This is a genomic window from Novosphingobium sp. ERN07, from assembly GCF_012641335.1.
Lineage (GTDB): Bacteria > Pseudomonadota > Alphaproteobacteria > Sphingomonadales > Sphingomonadaceae > Novosphingobium.
This window is the reverse complement of sequence record NZ_JABAID010000003.1, coordinates 349076-368221: the sequence shown is the minus strand read 5'-3', so window position 1 is coordinate 368221 and position 19146 is coordinate 349076. Positions and strand designations below refer to the sequence as shown.

Sequence of the window (19146 nt, the reverse complement as noted above, 5' to 3'; positions counted from 1 at the left end):
GCTTTATCTTCTACCGAACAGGTAAAGCCGCGTGTAAACCGGATCGTCCGCTCCGGCAGATCCGGTGCCAACACCATCGCTGCCGAAGTCATCGCCCGTGGAGACAGGAATATCCTCGGCAAAATCGAGGATGAACGAGCGCCGTGCAAAGCGCCATATGCCATCAACCTGCGCATAGTGATCGGCATAGCGGCCCCACGCCACGAACTGGCGCGTACCATCCAGCGTGAGATGCCAAGCCCGCGCCACAATCTCGCCTTGCGCCTTGTCACCATCGATGGCGAAAAGGCAGGACATGGCGGTGTGCATCGTGGCGCGCCAGTTTGCCATCATGCTCGGCAGCCACGCGACGAAACCATCTACCGGCCCAAAGTAATAGGGCGTATGATCATCAATCCCGTCATCATGATAAAGTGTGCGCAGCAGGTGCCAGTCACGCCGGTCAATCGCATGACCATAGGCCGCGACGAGATGGCGCAGGCTTTCGCGGGCCAACAGTTCGTCCGGCCCGATGGCGCGCGGTGCGAGAGAAGGAAGATCAGACACCGAAGCCGCCGCCGACCGATATCGTCTGCCCGGTCACGTAGTTGCCCCGGTGTGATGCGAAATAGACTGCCGCTTGCCCGATGTCCTGCGGGGTGCCCCAACGCTTCAGAGGCAACATGGCTTTGACCGCCGCTTCCCATTCCGGTGTGAAGGTGCCGGCTTCCTGCCCGATCTTGAACTGCCCGGCGTCGATCACGCCGACAAGGACGGAGTTTGCGCGGATTTCGTGGATGCCTTCTTCCTTGGCGATGCCTTTGACCAGCGCTTCGTTGCAGGCCTTGGGTGCCACCGAAAGACCATCGAGCTTTGGCCACCAGTCATGCCCGGCGGAGCCAAGATGCACGAAGCTGCCACCGCCATTTGTGCGCATGTGCGGCAGCGCGGTGTGGACGGCATTGTTGAAGCCGAACGCTTCGATCTCCATCGAATCGCGAAACATCTGTTCGGTCCAATCCGCAATCGGCACTTGCGGCACGACCGGCCCGGCACCCCATACCACGGTGTGCACGCGGCCATGCGCGGCCACGGCTTGCGCGAAGGCATCCGCCACTTGCGCGCGGTCACGCACGTCGGCCTTGTGGATCGATGCCTTGCGGCCCAGCGTGCGGATTTCCGCGGCAACCGCTTCGGCCACATCGGGCTTGGACCTATAGACCACGGCCACGTCGGAGCCTTCACGCGCGAATTCCAGCGCCACGCCGCGCCCGATGCCACCGCTGCCGCCGAACACGATCGTTGCCCCTGCGGGGAAATTGGCTTTCATGATCTCTCCCTTTCGCTGCACTGCGCAGACATTACGGGACGAGTTTCAGAACGTGCAGGTTTTGAGTCAAGAAAATTACGCAAATATCGATCCAGAAATGTATACGACAATATTTGCGTAGATAAATTCAGGAAAGATCCCAATCCGCTTCACGGATGGGAGAAAGATCGAGTTGGCGCATGACGGTCAACAGCCCGATCCATTCGCGGCCCGGTGCGGCACTTTGTGCATCGCGGTCTGCCAGTGCCTGAACCTGCCCACGAAACTGATCCATCAGTTCGGCCAGTTGCACCTGGCCCGCGCGCGATAGCTTGACCACTTCGGAAGTGTAGATTGTCTCCGGCGCGCTGTAGTCCAGTTCGAAGAACACGCGCTTCATGTGCTGTTCGAACAGCGAACGCAGCGGCAGCTTCCGAAACACCATCGTCCGGTCCACCAGCGCACGTACCCGCCCGCTGCGCAACCGGTCGATCAGCGCCAGTCGTTCCAACCGGGCAAGCGCAGCTTCCATCGTGCGCAGCGGCACCGCAAAATCGGCGGCGGTTTCGGCGGGCTGTACCCCGTTCACGATGGTCATGAACAGGAACGACAGGAAGATGTTGCTGGACAGCGCCTTTTCCTGCGCAAGCGTAAGTTCGTGCGCCAGTTCGCCGGGCGCATCTTCGGCTTCGCGGGCAAGATCGCCCAGCACCAGCCCGCACAACCGCGCCATCGCCTCCAGCCGATCGATGGTCAGCCCCTTACCCACGAGCCAGCGTTTCACGGTCGCCTCGCCCACGCTCAATTCCCGCGAAAGGCGCAAAATTGTCCACCCATCTTTGCGCAAATGGCGGCGTAAAACGGACAGCATCACAGATGCGCTAGATTCGTATCGCGTCATGATCTGCATCAGATAACGAAATGATCCCTTTGGCAAGCCTCTCCTTCGGCCGACTCAAACACCGGCATATGCTGCACCCAACCCGCCCGCCGGTGCCTGCACAAATCGCAGCATGAATGACTGGATGGTGCGGAAGATTGGGAGAAAGAGATGTCCGATATTCTTATCAGGAACGGTACTGTCGTGGACGGAACCGGCGCGCCTGCGTTCAAGGCGGATGTGCGTGTGCGCGATGGCCTGATTGCCGAAGTGGGCGAAAATCTTGCCCCCAATGGCGAGCGGGTATTTGATGCCAGCGGTTGCCATGTCACGCCCGGCTTTATCGAAAGCCACACCCATTATGATGGCACGATGTGGTGGCAGCCCGATCTCGATCCGCTTCCCGGTTATGGCGCGACGACGATGATCCTTGGCAACTGCGGTTTTTCGCCCGCGCCCTTGCACAAATACATGCCCGCCCAGCGCGAGATGATAGGCATCTTCTCGTTCTTTGAAGATATCCCCGAAGGCCCGTTCATGCAGAACCTGCCGTGGGACTGGAATTCGTGGAGCGAATACCGTGCATCGGTGGAGCGCAACGTCAAGGTGCCGCTGAACTACGCCGCCTATGTCGGCCACATCGCCATCCGCCTTGCCGCGATGGGCGTGGAGGCGTGGGAGCGTGAAGCGACGCCCGAAGAGATCGCCAAGATGGCCGACCTGCTCGACGATGCGCTGGCCGCAGGTGCGCTGGGCATGTCGGACAACATGCACGACCACGACGGGCAGGATCGCCCCGTCCCGACGCTCAAGGCCAACGACGCCGAATTCGAAGCGCTGTTCGCGGTGATGGAACGCTATCCCGGCTCCTGCTATCAGGTGATCGTCGATACCTTCATGCGGATGACCGGCCCGGCGAACCTTGAACGCCTGTCAAAACTGCTGGCCGGGCGCAAGATCAAGGTGCAGATCGCCGGGGCGGTGCCCACGCTGGAATTCCAGAAGCCAATCCTGCCCGCGATGCAGGAATCGGTGCGCAAGATGCGCGAAGCGGGCGTCGATGTGTGGCCGGGCTATGCCCACGTATCGCCCACGTCCACGCTCAGCCTCGTCAAATCGCTGATCTTTGCGCAGTCCAACGATTATGTCTGGCACGAAGTCGTGCTTGAAGATGATCACCACAAGAAGGCTGCGCTGCTGGCCGATGCCGATTGGCGCGCCCGCGCTCGTGAAAGCTGGGACAATAATGCGTGGGACCATTCGCCGCTGAAGAATCCGCAGGAACTGTTTCTGCTCGACAGCGAAAACGGCACCGGGCCGGTCGGCATCACACTGAAGGAATATGCCGACAGCCTTGGCCTGCACCGCAGCGATGCGATGGCAGACTGGATCATCAAGAACGGCACCCGGTCAACCGTCCACATGGCCCCCTTCCCCAAGGACGAGGCGCTGACACTGGAACTGATGAACGACCCGCGCACGGTGGGCAACATCTCGGACGCGGGCGCGCACTTGCAGATGCTGTGCGGCGGCGGCGAAAACGCGCTGCTTCTTACGCAATATGTGCGTGAAGAGCAGAAGCTGACGCTGGAACAGGCCATCCACGTGATGACCGGCAAATTGGCGGGGCACTTCAACTTGAATGACCGTGGTGTGATCGCCGTGGGCAAGCGCGCCGATATCGCCGTGTTCAACATGGACGAAATCCAGCGCCGCGAAATGGAAAAAGCCTTCGACGTGCCCGATGGCCGGGGCGGCACCACCTGGCGCTTCACCCGTCAGGCCATGCCCACCCGCATTACGCTGGTGAATGGCGTGCCCACGTTTGAGAATGGTGCGTTCACCGGGGCGATGCCGGGACAGTTCCTTTCGCCCGCCAATGATGTGGGGGCGCTGGCACAGGCCGCCGAATGATCCGTGCCGGAACAACATTGAGGAAGTGCTGACCAGCTTCCTCGAAGGGGGCGCCCATCCCTCCGGGCGCCCCCGCTTGTGCATTCCCGCGAAGAAGACAGACCTTAAAAGGATGCCGAACTATGAGCGAAGCCAAAATCGGTGAAGCCGACCGCGCCTATTTCAACGGTGCAATCCGCAGGATCGAGACGGAAAGCTCGGTCCTCGTCAGCTCATCAAAATACCTCAACCACGCAGGGTTGCGAACGTTGATCGCGCAGGAAATGCTGCGCCGCAACGGGCCTGATCTGCCGAACACCGCCTATATCCCCGAAGTGGCGCAGATCCTGCACGATCTGGAAGACATGCCGCGGATCATCGAACTGTTCGAGATGGAAAAGGCCCGCCTGCCGCTGTTCAAGCGCTGGTTGGAGCGCCGCAGCCTTTCAAACTTTACGCTGGCCGAAACCAGGGACTGCGCACCGGGTACGCTGGGCGCGGCGATCCATGATTTCATGGCCAATTCGGGTTACCAGCTCGATCTGTTCTTTCAGGAAATTCAGGTAGTGAACGATTTCACCTATTACCTGCGCCAGACCGCGCTTTCGCACGATATCGAACATATGGTCAGCGGCTTTGGTCCCAACCACGGTGGCGAAGTGGCGCTGCTTTCGGCCAACATGCACGCCAAGTCGGTCTATTTCCACCCGGAACTGAGCAACTTCTTCAGCCGCATCGCCTTTTACCTGAAGGCCAAGACGGTGATGAAGGACGGCCTGTTTTATCCCGAAGCGATGGTTGTGAACCTTGAGGCCGAATACCTCGGCGCGCAGCAGGGCCGCAATTGGAAATATCCGCTGATGCTGGTCGACTGGCGCGAATATGCCGATGTGCAGATCGAGGATATCCGCCGCGAACTGGGCATCACGCCGGTCATCGACAATCGCTGGGATCTGACCAACCGCCTCTGCAACGAGGATGACCCGCACTACGGCGAACCTTTGATGGAAGCGGCCGAATGATGGCGGCTCCACTTATCAAAGCATGATCTGAAATGCCGGAGCGGCTTGGCGCAATGCGTCCGGCCGCGCGCGCAGTGTCACGGCGGAAAACGCCGGTCCGCCCAAAAAATAACACAATGGAGGGAGAATGATGATGAAAGCACGGTATATCCGCTCAACGCTGTTGCGCGGTTCGATGCTGGCGGCAGGCGCCTTCGCGCTGACGAGCGCCGCGCGGGCAGAGGAACAGGAACCCGAAGCGCAAGATGCTGCTGCTGGCGGCCAGACATCGGTTCAGGAAATCATCGTCACGGCGCAGCGCCGCGAAGAAAGCCTGCAAAAGGTGCCGGTTGCCGTCACCGCCATCGGGGCCGAACAGCTTTCCGCCCTGCGCGTCACCAGCGTTCGCAATCTGGCAGGGCTGGCTCCCAGCCTGCAGTTCAACGCGCAGGGCCAGCAATCGAACCCCACGATCATCATTCGCGGTGTGGCTTCGGGCACGTCGAGCAATTCGGTCGATCCCAAGGTCGGCATCTATATCGATGGCGTCTATATCGGGCGCGCGGTCGGTTCGTTGCTGGATTTCAGCGATATCCAACGCGTCGAAGTGCTGCGCGGGCCGCAGGGCACGCTGTTCGGGCGCAATGCCACATCTGGCGCGATCAGCATCGTCACCGCCGCGCCCAAGGGTGAATGGGGCGTGCGCGCGACCGGCTCTTATGGCAACTATGATGCGTGGCGCGGCAAAGTCTCGCTCGATCTGCCGCAGATCGGCCCGTTCTCTGTCCGCCTGTCCTATCTTCATGACCAGATCGATGGCGATGTGAGCAATACGATGGCAGGCAAGGGGCTGAACATCGCCCTGCGCGCGCCCGAATTCGGCACGCAGCGCTTTGTGAAGAAGCTGGGCCATCGCAATGTCGATGGCGGGCAGGTTGCTGTGCGCGGTGAATTTGGCGCGCTGACCGCCGATTACCGCTTCGATTACACCGACACCCGCGCATCGGGCCGCGCGATGCAAAGCCTTGGCGTGATCCCCGATGCCTCTGGCCAGTTGCTTGCTCCCATCGTGGCTTTGCAGCCGTTCTTTGGCGGCACCACCAACGAAGGGCTGAACGGCCCGCTCTCTTCAGTGGCAGCGGCCACCAGCGAAGAACACACCGTCACTCAGGGCCACAGCCTGACGCTGACGCTGGAGGCAAGCGACACCTTCACTGTCAAGTCGATCACCGCCTATCGCAAGTTCCGGCAAGACCCGGTGATCTTCGATCTGGGGTCAGCGGGCGGAATGCGCTTTACCTTTGGCCAGTTGGGCGCGCTGATCACGCCGGGGCTTACGCCGCAGCAAATTCAGGCCGCGCTGTTCAATCCGGCCAATATTCCGGGGGCCAACGACTATTTCTTCCCGCTGCTGTCGGCTCGCGCCACGCGGCAAACGCAGTTCAGCCAGGAACTGCAATTCCAGCTCAGCAACGATGCCTATCAGTTGACGGCAGGCCTGTTCTACTTCCACGAAAACTCGCCTGGCACCGAAGTGCTTGGCATCCTTTCGCCCACGCCCTCGGCCACCATCGTGCCCAGCCCGCTCGATGCGGTGTTCGGCAGCGGGATCACCCGCACCGTGGGGGTGAACGATTCGATGGCGGGCTATGCCCAGCTTACGGTCCACCTTTCGGAAAGCTTCGACATTACTGGAGGCCTGCGCGGCACGATTGATGATCGCGAATTGCAGATCTCGGCCATTTCCGGTGCGCAGGGTGGCTCGCTTGGCATTGGCACCTATAAACAGACCTACAAGAAGCTGACCTATACCGGCATCGCCACATGGCGACCGAACGAACAGAGCACGATCTTCGCCAAAGTCGCCACCGGCTATGTCTCCGGCGGCATTCTCAGCGGCATTCCCTATCGGCCAGAGAACCTGACCAGCTATGAAGTGGGCGCCAAGACCCAGTTCCTTGATAATCGCGTGCGGCTGAATGTTGCGGCCTATTACAACGATTACAAGGATCTGCAGACGCAGAACTTCATCAATGGCCGCCAGTTCTTCGACAATGCTGGCAAGGCCAAGATCAAAGGCTTCGAAGCGGAACTGGATGTGGTGCCGGCGGCAGGGCTGAACCTGTCGGGCAGCATCGGCTACACCGATTTCGATTACGACACCTTCGTTCTCAACGGGCAGGACGTTGCCGCCTTTGCCCGACCGACCTACTTCTCGAACTGGACCGGGCGTGCCGCGGCCACCTATAGTTCGTCCGACCTCACCAGTCAGGGCGGGCACGTTACCGCGCTGCTCGAAGCGCGCTATCGCAGTGCCTACTTCCTCACCTCAACCCCCTTGCGCAATCTGGCGGGGCAAGTCGTGCTGGAAGATCGCAACCGCCAGCCCGCCTATTGGCTGGTCAACGGCAGGCTGGGCCTTGCCGACATGCCGCTGGGCGGCTCCCGCCTGTCCATCGCCGCTTTCGGGGACAACCTGCTCGACAAACGCTACATCAGCTTCGGCGCACCGGTGCTGCTGTTCACCGGCAGCTATGAACGCGGGCGGACTTACGGGGTGGAAGTGGGCTTCTCGTTCTGACGCCAAAAAGAAAGGGTGCCGTAATGGCACCCTTTCATAACGTCGGACTTGGCTGCTTCCGCCCTATTCAGCCGCTTCCATCTCCTGCGCCTCTGCCGCCTCTATAGCGCGGAAGTGCGGGATAACCTTTTCACCGATGTTGCGGATCGTCTCCATGATCACATCGTGCGGAATGCCGCCCATCTGGAAGATAAAGAGAATTTCGTCCGCGCCCGCATCCTTCAATCGCTGGACATAACGGATGCAATCATCCGGCGTGCCATAGGCGTCCTGCGCCACGGTGTAGTTCGAAAGATGCTCGTCCCCCACCGGGATCGCCTCTTCGGAAAGATAGGCGATGGTCGCCTGCTTGCCGCTTTCCAGCACTTTGGCATGATCTTCGGCGGTCAGATTGTCATCCACCGTCGGCTTCGGCCCGCCCTGATACCAGTAGGCGATGCTTTCGGCAAAGAAGCGCTGGCCACGAAGGCCAATGCGCCGCGCTTCGTCGCGGTCATCCAGCACGGTGGCGGCGCAGAGCGCGGCAAGATGTTCGGTCGGGCGGAAACCCACCTGATCCTCTGCCTTGCGGGTGCGGAAAGCCTCGCGATACACCGCGTTTTTCTTGGCGATCTCGTCCGGGCCGGAAAAGCCCAGAACCAGCGCGCCGATGCCGCGTGCGCCTGCCGCCTGCAGCGTGTTTTCGCGCGTGCAGGCCATGTACATCGGCGGGTGCGGGTCTTGATACGGCTTGGGATGGATCGGGCGCTTGGGAATCTTGATGAACTGGCCGTCGTGCTCGATTTCGTCCTGCACCATGATCTTGGGTATCAGGTACATAGATTCATCGATCATCGGCTGCAATTCGTTCAGATCATAGCCGAACGTCCCCGCTTCCTGCTGCGTGCCGCCTTTGCCCACGCCAAAGTGCAGCCGCCCTTGCGAAAGAATGTCCAGCGTGGCGATGCGTTCGGCCACTTTTACCGGATGGTTCATCGCAGGCGGCAGGCAGACCACGCCGTGGCCGATGTGAATGCGGCTCGTCGCCCCTGCAATGAACGCCAGCACCGTTTCGGGCGCCGACATGTGCGCGTATTGGGTCAGCGCGGTGTGTTCCACGCACCAGATGCAATCGAACCCATGCGCTTCGGCATGTTTCGCCTGCTCGACGATCTGGAGGAATACCGCGCGCTCGTTCTCGCGACTGGTATCCACCATCTGCGCTTCATAGATGATCGACAATTTCATGAGGCTCTCCGGCTGCCGCCCTGTTGACGGGCGTGTTGTCGTTCCACCGCCGAAGATATCTTGCGCACGCGCGCGCTGCATAACCCGATAGGGCTATGGCCTCACAACGCTGCGCGCCTGCAGGTGGATGATCGCGCGGAACGCCGCCAGCGTATCGGCATCGGCGGGATCGTATTGCCGCCCTTCGCCAAGCTGCCTTGCGTTGCAGACATAGAACAGCGCCCCTGCCGCCACGCTGTTCAGGATGTGCATGACCGGAATTGCACGGAAACTTCCATCGGCAACGCCTGCGGCCAGAATCGCTTCGAGATCGCGTAGCGCGGTGTCGGAAAACAGCACGGGATTATCGCCGCGCGGTGCAGGGTCGGCCACCACGCGCTGGATGATCCGGGCCGCGGTGGGGCGCTGCACCAGAAAATCCAGCCAAGCGTCGAACAGCGCCAGCAACCGGTCGTGCGGCTTTTCAGTTCCCACCATGCGTTCGGTCACGAAAACGTGCATCGCGGCAAAGATTTCCGCTTCCACCGCATCGTAAAGCTGCTGCTTGCCGGGAAAGTAGTAGACAATCGAAGGGCGGCGAATGCCCACCACTTGCGCCACATCCTCAAGCCGGGCGGCTGCATAGCCTACATCCGCGAACACCTGCTCTGCCGCATTGAGGATGGCCTGTCGCGTGGCATCACCGCGTGTCTGCCGTGCAACGGGCTTCAAAACGGGTGGCGGATTGGCATTGGACAAGCTGGCATCCCCAAAAATCACGAACCGATGATGGACCACTCATAGCGGGCCACAACCGCGTCCCCAAGCCATCGCTGCCCACCTTTGCACAAGACCTCTTGCAATTCTACCTTCACGTAGGTAGAAAATCTAACAGAGCGTAGAAAATGGCGCAGATAGGGAGAGAATCATGCAGCAATCGACAATTCTTGGCAGCGTGGGCCTGCTGGCTATGGCGTTTGCTACCACCGCCCACGCGCAGGATGATGCGCAACAAGTGCAGGACGGTGGCATTGCCGAAATCGTCGTCACCGCGCAGAAGCGTGCCGAACCGTTGCAGAAGACCCCGCTTTCCATCGTCGCGTTGACCTCTGATGATCTGGCCCGCAAAGGCATCGCCGATCTCACCGACTTGCGCAGCCAGGTGCCGTCGCTTCAGATCACCCCGCATCCCAATAGTGCCACCACGGCCCGCGTATTCCTGCGCGGCGTGGGCAACAATGACGATCAGATCACGGTGGACCCCAGCGTCGCGATCTATCTTGATGGGGTCTACGTGGCGCGCGGTCAGGGCCTTGCCGCCGAAATTGCAGAAGTGGAACGGATCGAGGTTCTGCGCGGGCCGCAAGGTTCGCTCTATGGCCGCAACGCCACCGGCGGCGCGATCAACTATATCACCCGCCAGCCTGAACTGGGCGAATTTCATGTCCGCCAGACGCTGGCCTATGGCAACTATGATCAGTTCCGTTCGCGCACCAGCGTGAACGTGCCGGTGGGCGATACGCTGGCGGTGGAACTCGCCTATCTGCACAGCCAGAAGGATGGCTTCGTCCGCAACCTCGGCACGGGTGTTGCGCGCTTTGGCGATCAGCGCCGCGATGCCTACAGGGCCGCAGTGCTGTGGCAGCCGTCGCCCGCGTTCGAACTGCGCTATGCTTATGACCGCTCGGACATTGCCGATACGCCGGCCTTCATGGTTTCGACACCATTCCACCCGCTGGTTGCACAACGCCCCACTGCCGGATCGCCCGCCGTGCGCGGTCTCAAGGCCAATGATGTGACCGCGCAAGGTCATGGTCTTACCGCAAGCTGGACCGTATCCGATGCGCTCACCATCAAATCGATCACCGGCTATCGCAAACTGGCGAACTACACCAACCAGAACTACCTGACCGGGGTGGCCGGTCCCTTCCCGGTTTTCCTGACCGAATTCCAGCAGACGCAGCGGCAGTGGAGCGAGGAACTGCAACTCGTCGGCTCTGCCTTCGACAGCCAGCTTGAATATACGTTGGGCGCCTATTTCTTCGATGAAAAGGCTTCCAGCTTCGATAGCTCGGTGCCGGCGGGCCGCGCCACATCGCTGCGCACCGCCACGGTCCACAACCGCGCATGGGCACTTTATGGGCAGGCCACATGGCGTCCCGCCATGCTGGAAGGCCTCTATCTCACTGGTGGCCTGCGCTGGTCGCAAGACAATCGCGAAGCCACGCTGGATCAAAGCAGCATTGCGCTGAACGGCACCGTCACCACCCGTCCGCAGGGTCGGGGCGACAACACGTTCACCGATTACAGCCCCAGCGTGATCCTCGGCTACGAGGCAAGCCGTGACGTGAACCTCTATGCCAAATGGTCACGCGGTTATAAATCGGGCGGCTACAACTTGCGCGCCAGTACGCTCGCCCGCTTTGCCGAAGGTTATGGTCCCGAACGGCTCGATTCGTTTGAAGTGGGGGTCAAATCCAGTTGGCTGGACAATCGCCTGCGCGCCAATATCGCGCTGTTCCGCGCCAATTATCGCGATATTCAGGTCAACATCCAGTCCGATCCCAACAACCCCGCCGTTACCGACATCTTCAACGCGGGCGAGGCGCGCATTCAGGGCCTCGAACTCGATATCACGGCCAAGCCATCGCGCGCGCTGACGTTCAATGCCAGCTATGCTTTCCTTGATGCGGGCTATCGCCGGATCACCGATCAGGTCACCGGCGCGAACATTGCCGGGCGTTTCAATTTCGTCGAAGCGCCGCGCCACACGCTTACCGTTGGCGCGGAATGGACGCTGCCGGAAACGCCGCTTGGCCTGCCCAGCGCCAGTGTGGATTACTACATGCAAAGCGCCAAGTTCTCCTCCACCACCGATGCGCGCTATGTGATTGGCGATTATGGCATTCTGGGCGCGCGCATCGCGCTTTCCGAAATTCCGCTCGGCTTCGGCAAGTGGCAACTCGCGGCCTATGGGCGTAACCTTACCGATACCAAATATTACCTCGCCCATTTCTCGGCCGGGCTTCCGGCGGCCTTCTTCGGTGATCCGCGCAGCTACGGCCTTGAACTCCGCTTCGAATATTGAGGGCTATCCATGACCGACATTTTCCAGACCCAGCTTTCCACTCCGTCCTCGCCGGTGATCGTAACCGGTGGGGCATCGGGTATCGGCATTGCCACCGCACAGGCGCTCGCCGCCGTGGAGCGACCGGTGGCGTTGTGGGATATCAACGGTAATGCTGCACGCGATGCTGCGCAGCAAATTGAGGCTGAGCGTGGCGTGCGCGCTTGCGGCATCGCCATCGACCTGCGCGATCTTTCGGCCATTCCCACGGCGCTTGCGGCAACGCGCACCGCGCTTGGCCCCGCTGGCGGCCTCGTTCATTCGGCGGGCACAGTAGATACGGATTCGATTGATGGCCTGACGCCCGAAAGCTGGGACAGCGGCATCGCCATCCATCTGCGCGCGCTGGCCTTTCTGGTGAAGGAAATGCGCGCCGATATGGCCGCGCAGCAAGGCTCGGCGGTGGTGGCGGTCACATCGATCAATGCCACCTTGGGCAACGCGATCAATCCGGTCTATTCCGCTGGCAAGGGCGGGCTGCTGTCGCTTGTACGCTCGTTGGCAGATCGTCTGGCGCGCGATGGGATTCGCATCAATTCGGTATCGCCCGGCCAGATCGTCACCCCGATGACGCGCCCGGCGATAGACAATTTGCCCGATGGCTGGTTCGAAAAGCGCATCCTGCTCGAACGTCTGGGCCGCCCGGAAGAAGTCGCACGCGCCATTCGCTTTCTGCTATCGGCAGAAGCCAGCTATATCACCGGGGCCGAACTGGTGGTGGATGGCGGGAACATCTCATCGCAAAGGGTATGACCATGAAACGCCTTGCCTGCGCCCTGCTGCTCGGAACGCTGCTGGCATGCTGCGCGCCTATGGTGGCAGAGCCGTCTGCCGCCGTCAGCGCGCCTGCGCTCGCCCTGCCCACCGCGCCCAACTTCCGCGATATCGGCGGATACCGCACGGTTGATGGGCGCATGGTAAAGCCCGGCCTCGCTTTCCGGTCCGACCAGATGAACCTGCTCAGCGATGCCGATCTCGCCCGGATCGCGGCGCTGCGCCCCTCTGCCGTAGCAGACTTGCGCACCGATACCGAACGCACGCGCGAACCTGATCGGGTGCCTGCGGGGGCAGCCTATCTGGTGCTCGATGTGGCGGCAGACAGCACCGAATCCCTTGGCGGAGACATGCGGCAGGCAATGGCGCAGATCGCCAGCGGTCAGGGCGAGGCGCTGCTCATCGCCGCCAACCGCGAATTCGTGACGCTGCCCAGCGCCCGCCGCGCCTATGCCACACTGATCCGCACGATGATCGCCGCCGATGGGCCAGTGATCTATCACTGCACCGCCGGAAAGGACCGCACCGGTTGGGCCAGCGCGGTCGTCCTTGGCTTGCTTGGCGTGCCGCGTGAAACCGTGATGCAGGACTACCTGCTCAGCAACGCCCGGCTCGAAGCCAAGAACGCGGCAACGCTGGCGGCGGTCGCCAAATCGGGCCACCCGATCAACCCGGCTTTCCTCGAACCGGTACTGACCGTCAAACCCGCCTATATCAACGCCGCCTTTGCCGCGGTTGAGCGCGTCTACGGCTCGCTCGATGCTTATGCGACGAAAGGTCTTGGCCTCACCCCGGCAGAGATCGAAGCATTGAAAGCCAAGTTCCTCACGCCGCCTAAGGAATAAGCACCACCTTGATGCACTCGCCGCGGGCCTGTGCGGCCAGCGCTTCGTTGATTTGCGCCAGCGGAAACGTCTTGATCAGCCGGTCGAAGGGGAAACGGCCCGCTGCGTGATGCGCGATCAGTTCAGGGACAAAGGCCTGCGGATCACTGTCGCCTTCGATAATGCCGATGATGCGGTGGCCCGGTGTCATCAGCGCGGCGATGTTGACGTTGATCGCCGCTTCCGGCTTGGCTGGAACACCGACCAGACCGATGGCGCCGTGGCTGCCCAGCGCGGCAAGCCCGGCCTCGATCACCGGCACAACGCCCGAAGTGTCGAACGCGAAGTCCAGCCCGGCAGGCACGATCGCCCGCAGCGCTTCGGCCAGATTATCCACCGCCCCCGGATCGATCACATGCGTTGCGCCCAGTTCCAGCGCAATGTCGCGCCGCGCGGCCACGGGCTCAACCAGCACGATGGTCGAACACCCCTGAATCACCGCACCCATCACGGCGGCCAGTCCCACCGGCCCGCCGCCGAACACCGCGATGCTCGATCCCGCCGGGCAAGCCAGCGAATTGATCACTCCGCCCGCCCCGGTCTGGAACCCGCACCCCAACGGCCCTAGTAATTCCAGAGCCACTTTCGAGGTATCCACCTTAACAACATTGCGTGCGCGCGTAATCGTCAATGCGGAAAACGAGGACTGGCCAAAGAAGTGCGACGTCACCCGCTCGCCATCCTTGGCGTAAGCGGTCGATCCATCCTCAAGCCGCATCCCGGCGTAGTTCAGCGGCACAAAGGTCTGGCAATAGCTTGGCAGGTGCTCATCGCACCGCGGGCATGCCCCGCAGCTTGAAAAGCCTACGACCACTTCGTCACCCACGGCAAGGCCGTCCACGCCCTCGCCCACCGCCTCGATCACGCCAGCCCCTTCGTGGCCCAGCACGCCAGGCAGGGCAAAAGGCGCAAACTGATCGCGAAAGATCAGGTCGGTGTGACACAGGCCAACGCCCGCAATGCGCACGCGCACTTCGCCCGCGCGGGGCGCGTCCACATCAATCGTCTCAAGCGAAAACGCCCCGCCGGGTTCGCGCACCACGGCTGCAACGGCCTCGGTCATTATCCTCTCCCTAACCCTGATGCCCCAGTTCCTGATTGCGCCGCTCCTGATGGCGGAAATCGCTTGGTGCCATGCCGTACCATCCGCGAAACGCCCGGCTGAAATGGCTCTGGCTGGCAAAGCCCGCCGCTTCTGAAAGGGCGGCAAGGCTCAGGTCGGTTTGTACCAGCATCTGCTGCGCCCGGTCGAGGCGGGCTTTCATGACATATTGGTGCGGCGTGATGCCAATTGCCTTCTTGAACAGGCGGCAGAAGTGCGAAGGCGTAACCCCTGCTACTCCCGCCATTGCTTCAAGGCTGTGTTCGCCCGCCGGATCGGCCAGAATAGCGTTCATGATCTTGTGCAGGCGATAGGCGGAGAAATCCGACACTGGAATATCGAGAGGATTGCCATGTGCGGGCGGGCCGGAAAGGATGTGCGCCTTCAGCGCGTTGACCATTGCCGAGACATAGGCCGTGCGCTCTTCGGCCTGCGGGGCATAGAGTTCAGCCAGTATCTGCCGGGTCAGCGCCACGCCCAGTGGATCGGCAAAGGCAAAGCGCATCCGGTTGAACTGGTCGGTATGCGCCTGCCCTGCCAGCACGTCTGACGACATCGACAGCGTTACCACGTCCAGTTCGCCGTCCACCAGCCAGCCGGTGGGCATTCCTGCAGGCACGATGGTGGCGCAGCCCGGGATGGAACTTGTTTCGGTCCAGCTACCGTTGTCCCACGTTTTTACCTGCGGCTTGCCCGCGATGTGCACGGTGAAGATCGGCTGCGGCAGGGCTGGCAGGGTATAGGCGCCGACGAATTGCCGCCACCGGCATAGCGACCAGCCATCACCGATGGACCCCATCTCAACGTCTGGGGAGCGGCCCAGAACGTCGCAGATGATTGCCTTGTTGTCCCAGTTCGCCTCACCCATCACGGCACCAGTATTACCTCCAGCCGCTTGAAACCGTTGATGAAGTTCGACCGCACCCGGCGCGGCTCCCTCACGATCTCGAAGGCCCGAACATGACGCGCCATTTCGGCAAAGGCCAGCCGCAATTGCATCTCAGCAAGGCGCGACCCCACGCAAACGTGCGTGCCCGAACCAAAGGCGAGATGCTGCCGCACGGGCCGGGTGATATCGAACCGGTCAGGATCGGCAAACGCCGCAGGATCGCGGTTTCCGGCGGGATAGAACACTACCACCTTGTCACCCTTGCGGATCGCTTTTCCGCCAAGCTCGGTATCGCGCATCGCGGTGCGGCGCATGTGGATCACCGGGCTGGCATGGCGCACCATTTCCTTCACCGCGCCAGGCAGCAGCGCCGGATCGGCGCGCAAGGTGTCCCATTGGTCCGGGTTTGCGGCGAAGGCGATGATGGAGTGGTTGATCGAATTGCGCGTCGTCTCGTTCCCGCCCACCAGCGCAAGGATCAGATTGCCGATGAAATCGCCCAGCGGCACCGGCTCTCCCCGGATTTCCGCGTTGGCCAGCAAGGATGCAATATCCGGCCCCGGATTGGCCCGGCGATCTTCGAACAGGGCGGCGGCAAAGGCCATGAACTCACCCAGCACCGCCTGCATCGCTTCGGGTGACTGGCGAAAGTCGGGGTCGTCCTCGCCCACGAAGGCGTCGGTCCAGCGGTGCAGATCGTGCCACATCTCGGCAGGCACGCCCAGCAATTCGGCCAGCGTCAGCAGGGGCAGGGGCACGGTCAGCAGCGGCAGGATGTCGACCGCCTCACCCAGCGGAACCTGCGCGAATAGGCGCGTCACCCGCTCGGCAATCCGCTCCTCGATCCCCTGCAACCGCGCGGGCGAAAGCGCGGGCATCACGAACTTGCGATATTGCGTATGTGTGGGCGGATCGCGCGAGATGAAGGGTATGCCAATGGCGGATTCCCCCGCGCCTGTCAGCCCCACCTCGTTTTCGTTGAAAATGCGGTGTCCGCCGTTTTCATAAGCGGATGAAAACAGATCGGGCTGGCGCGATACGGCCATAATCTCGTCATAGCCCAGCACCGCCCAGAACCCTGCGCCATCAACCTCAGGGTTCCAGTGGACCGGGCCTGCGGCGCGCATGGCCGCAAACCCGGCATAGGGCATCGCGCCGACATAAAGATCGGGGTTCTTCAGATCGATCATCGATGCCGCCACCATGTCAGAAGCTGTAACGGATGCTGGCGCCATATGTGCGCGGTGCAGCGGGCACGAGGAAGTTGTAAGGGAACCCCGCCCCGCGCAGATCAAGGCCATAGCCATAGAGTTTGCGATTGAAGAGGTTGTTGGCAAAAACGCGCACGGTGATCGCATCGCTGGCCCAGCTTAGCGCCGCATTGACGCGGGCATTGGCCCCCTGCTGCAATTCGCTGTTGATCTGCCCGGTGCCCGGCGCATTGTCCTCGTTGAAGGGGGAGAAGAACTGTCTGCTGGAATAGGCCATGTTCGGCGCAAAAGTCAGCGTGCCGCCACCCACATCCGCCATGTCCCATTCGAATCCGAACTGCGCGGTCATGCGTGGGGCAAAGGGCAGATCGTTGCCAGAAAGGTTCGCGCCTTGCAGCGTAAGCTGCTTGTACTTGGAATGTAGCAGGCCCAGCGATGCGTCGATACGCAGCCCATCCACCGAGCGCAGCGTCGTTTCCAGTTCCAGCCCATAGACTTCGGATTTCGGCGCGTTGACAAGGAACGACACCGGCCCGGCTCGCGTGTCCTGCAATTGCTGGTTGGTGTAATCGTAATAGAACGCCGATGCCGCATACGTCAGCAACCGGCCCCCGGCCCTGCCCTTTATGCCCACTTCATAAGCGTTCACCCGCTCAGGCTTGATGTAGCCGATGCCGGCGGACGAGGTATAGCCACCGCCGTTGACCGCGCCCGCGCGATACCCACGGTTGTAGCTGGCATAGACCAGCGTGCCGCTGTCGAAGGTATAGCTCAGCGCCACGCGCCCGGTCAGCGCATCGTTCTTGTCCGACAGCGCAAAGCGCGCGGTGGGATCATAGGCGCAGGTTCCGGCCACGCCCGCGCAAGGGACCGTCGTGGCAATCGGCGTCTGCGCTGCGCCCACTGCACCGATGAACAGATTGGCATGGGCATCACCATAGCGCGACGTATCATGCGTATAGCGCGCGCCCAGCGTCAGCACCAACTTGTCGGCCAGATCGATATCCGCCTGCCCGAACACGGCATAGCTGTTGCGCACCTGCCGGTAATGCTGGAAGAACCCGCCCGCAGGCGGCAGCGGCAGGTTGAACGTGTTGTCGGTAATGTTGCTGTCCCAGCCATAGAACAGCCCGCCGACGAAGCTCACGCCGTTGCCGTCATAATTGGCGCGCAGTTCTTCACTGAACTGGCGGTATTGCGAACGCCAGTTGATATCGAGGATATCCAGCGGCGCACCGTCTGCTGCCTGCTGCAGGTTCTGGCTGCCCCCGTCGTAGCTGGTGATGGACGTTAAGCTCAAGGTATCGCTCAATTCTAGGCTCACGTTTGCGGAAAAGCCCCAGGCGTCGGTCCGGTTCACGCCAACGCGGTTTTCGTTGATCTCGAAGAAGCCCAGCCCGGTGCGGAATGCGCCAAGGCCATGCACCGCCGCTTGCGTACCCCGGTCCCGCCCGCCATAGGCGCGCAGCGTTATGTCCAGCGTTTCGGCAGGCTTCGCGCGCAGCGCAACGCGGCCCTGCAACGTATCGGTCGATGCCGCATCGCGCCCGCCGGGAAAGACATTGCGGATCTGGCCATCGCCCTTGGCATAGTTCGCCGCCACGCGCAGGCCCAGCTTGTCCTCGCTCAGCGTGGTTTCGGCGGCACCTTGCGCGGTGAAAGTATCGAAATTGGCATAGCCCAACTGGAGATAGCCGTTGCTGCCGGAAAGATCGGGTTTCTTCGTGATGAAGTTCACTGCGCCGCCCGTGGTATTGCGGCCAAACAATGTGCCCTGCGGCCCGCGCAGCACTTCGATCCGGTCAAGATCGAACAGCCCCATGCCGTGGCTGGTGCGCGGCGCAAGGTAAACGTCATCCAGATAGACGCCCACTGGCGATGCCTGATTGCTGTTGTATTCGTTGGCCACCCCGATCCCGCGCAACGAGAAGTTGGGCTGGGTGTTGCCATAAGGGCTGTTGATCTGCAGGTTCGGCACCGCATCGCCCAGCTGCGCCGAATTGGTGATCCCACGCTCTGCCAGACTGTCTCCGCCCAGCGCGGTTACCGCCAATGGCACGTCCAGCAGCGATTGTTCGCGCCGCTGCGCCGTCACCACGATATCGGCATTGCCGTCATCGTCGGGCAGCGCGTCCTGCGCCAATGCCAGCGGTGAAACGGTGCACGAAAGGGCCAGCGCAAAAGCACAGGCGAAGGGCTTTGATGCCATTGTATGTCTCTCCCAAGAACCGGCTTTTATAAGCCTCTTGGGCCAAGACTAGCCGCGCAACGGCGCGCAGGCTTTAGACCGGGCTGTTCCGAGATTTGACA

15 protein-coding genes are annotated in these 19146 nt (G+C 61.6%); 6 read left to right on the top strand and 9 right to left on the bottom strand.

Annotated elements, in window-relative coordinates; genetic code table 11:
* Window positions 1–3: 3 nt before the first annotated feature.
* From HGI47_RS07060 to HGI47_RS07050, 3 genes are all read right to left on the bottom strand, one after another.
* Entirely contained in the window at window positions 4–546 is a 543-nt protein-coding gene (locus HGI47_RS07060) for a nuclear transport factor 2 family protein (protein ID WP_370521655.1), read from the bottom strand.
* Window positions 539–1309: an SDR family NAD(P)-dependent oxidoreductase gene (locus HGI47_RS07055; RefSeq protein WP_168852088.1), complete on the bottom strand. Its 771-nt coding sequence runs from the start codon at window positions 1307–1309 to the stop codon at window positions 539–541. The genes HGI47_RS07060 and HGI47_RS07055 overlap by 8 nt, the downstream gene beginning before the upstream one ends.
* Window positions 1310–1436: 127 nt before the next feature.
* Window positions 1437–2189, bottom strand: a complete 753-nt coding sequence (locus HGI47_RS07050; RefSeq protein WP_240950043.1) for a helix-turn-helix domain-containing protein — start codon at window positions 2187–2189, stop codon at window positions 1437–1439.
* 150 nt (window positions 2190–2339) lie between these two features.
* On the opposite strand from HGI47_RS07050, the gene HGI47_RS07045 reads away from it, so the two are divergent.
* The 3 genes from HGI47_RS07045 to HGI47_RS07035 all read left to right on the top strand — a co-directional run bounded on the left by HGI47_RS07045 (window position 2340) and on the right by HGI47_RS07035 (window position 7643).
* Window positions 2340–4082, top strand: coding sequence for a D-aminoacylase (locus HGI47_RS07045; RefSeq protein ID WP_168852087.1), 1743 nt, complete (start codon window positions 2340–2342; stop codon window positions 4080–4082).
* Window positions 4083–4204: 122 nt separating this feature from the next.
* Entirely contained in the window at window positions 4205–5083 is an 879-nt protein-coding gene (locus HGI47_RS07040; protein WP_168852086.1) for a Coq4 family protein, read from the top strand.
* Between the two features lie 133 nt (window positions 5084–5216).
* Complete coding sequence (locus HGI47_RS07035; protein WP_240950042.1) at window positions 5217–7643, top strand: TonB-dependent receptor; 2427 nt, start codon at window positions 5217–5219, stop codon at window positions 7641–7643.
* Window positions 7644–7706: 63 nt separating this feature from the next.
* Here HGI47_RS07035 and HGI47_RS07030 read toward each other — a convergent pair whose 3' ends face one another.
* Both HGI47_RS07030 and HGI47_RS07025 read right to left on the bottom strand, forming a co-directional pair.
* A complete protein-coding gene (locus HGI47_RS07030) occupies window positions 7707–8870 on the bottom strand; it encodes an LLM class flavin-dependent oxidoreductase (protein WP_168852085.1) in 1164 nt (387 codons plus the stop codon).
* Between the two features lie 93 nt (window positions 8871–8963).
* The gene (locus tag HGI47_RS07025) at window positions 8964–9581 is read right to left on the bottom strand and encodes a TetR/AcrR family transcriptional regulator (protein ID WP_240950041.1); all 618 of its coding nucleotides are present in this window, start codon (window positions 9579–9581) and stop codon (window positions 8964–8966) included.
* Window positions 9582–9777: 196 nt separating this feature from the next.
* On the opposite strand from HGI47_RS07025, the gene HGI47_RS07020 reads away from it, so the two are divergent.
* From HGI47_RS07020 to HGI47_RS07010, 3 genes are read left to right on the top strand one after another with little or no spacing between them, the layout of a single operon-like run.
* Window positions 9778–11937: a TonB-dependent receptor gene (locus HGI47_RS07020; protein ID WP_240950040.1), complete on the top strand. Its 2160-nt coding sequence runs from the start codon at window positions 9778–9780 to the stop codon at window positions 11935–11937.
* 9 nt (window positions 11938–11946) lie between these two features.
* Window positions 11947–12729, top strand: coding sequence for an SDR family NAD(P)-dependent oxidoreductase (locus tag HGI47_RS07015; RefSeq protein WP_168852083.1), 783 nt, complete (start codon window positions 11947–11949; stop codon window positions 12727–12729).
* A gap of 2 nt (window positions 12730–12731) precedes the next feature.
* On the top strand, window positions 12732–13595 hold the full coding sequence (locus tag HGI47_RS07010; RefSeq protein WP_240950039.1) for a tyrosine-protein phosphatase: 864 nt from the start codon (window positions 12732–12734) through the stop codon (window positions 13593–13595).
* Here HGI47_RS07010 and HGI47_RS07005 read toward each other — a convergent pair.
* From HGI47_RS07005 to HGI47_RS06990, 4 genes are read right to left on the bottom strand one after another with little or no spacing between them, the layout of a single operon-like run.
* Window positions 13585–14697: an NAD(P)-dependent alcohol dehydrogenase gene (locus HGI47_RS07005; RefSeq protein WP_168852081.1), complete on the bottom strand. Its 1113-nt coding sequence runs from the start codon at window positions 14695–14697 to the stop codon at window positions 13585–13587. The two genes, HGI47_RS07010 and HGI47_RS07005, sit on opposite strands and share 11 nt — an antisense overlap.
* 10 nt (window positions 14698–14707) lie before the next feature.
* On the bottom strand, window positions 14708–15604 hold the full coding sequence (locus tag HGI47_RS07000) for an AraC family transcriptional regulator (RefSeq protein ID WP_168852080.1): 897 nt from the start codon (window positions 15602–15604) through the stop codon (window positions 14708–14710).
* On the bottom strand, window positions 15604–16860 hold the full coding sequence (locus HGI47_RS06995; protein WP_240950038.1) for a cytochrome P450: 1257 nt from the start codon (window positions 16858–16860) through the stop codon (window positions 15604–15606). The genes HGI47_RS07000 and HGI47_RS06995 overlap by 1 nt, the downstream gene beginning before the upstream one ends.
* Entirely contained in the window at window positions 16832–19045 is a 2214-nt protein-coding gene (locus tag HGI47_RS06990) for a TonB-dependent receptor (protein ID WP_168852078.1), read from the bottom strand. The genes HGI47_RS06995 and HGI47_RS06990 overlap by 29 nt, the downstream gene beginning before the upstream one ends.
* Window positions 19046–19146: the final 101 nt, after the last annotated feature.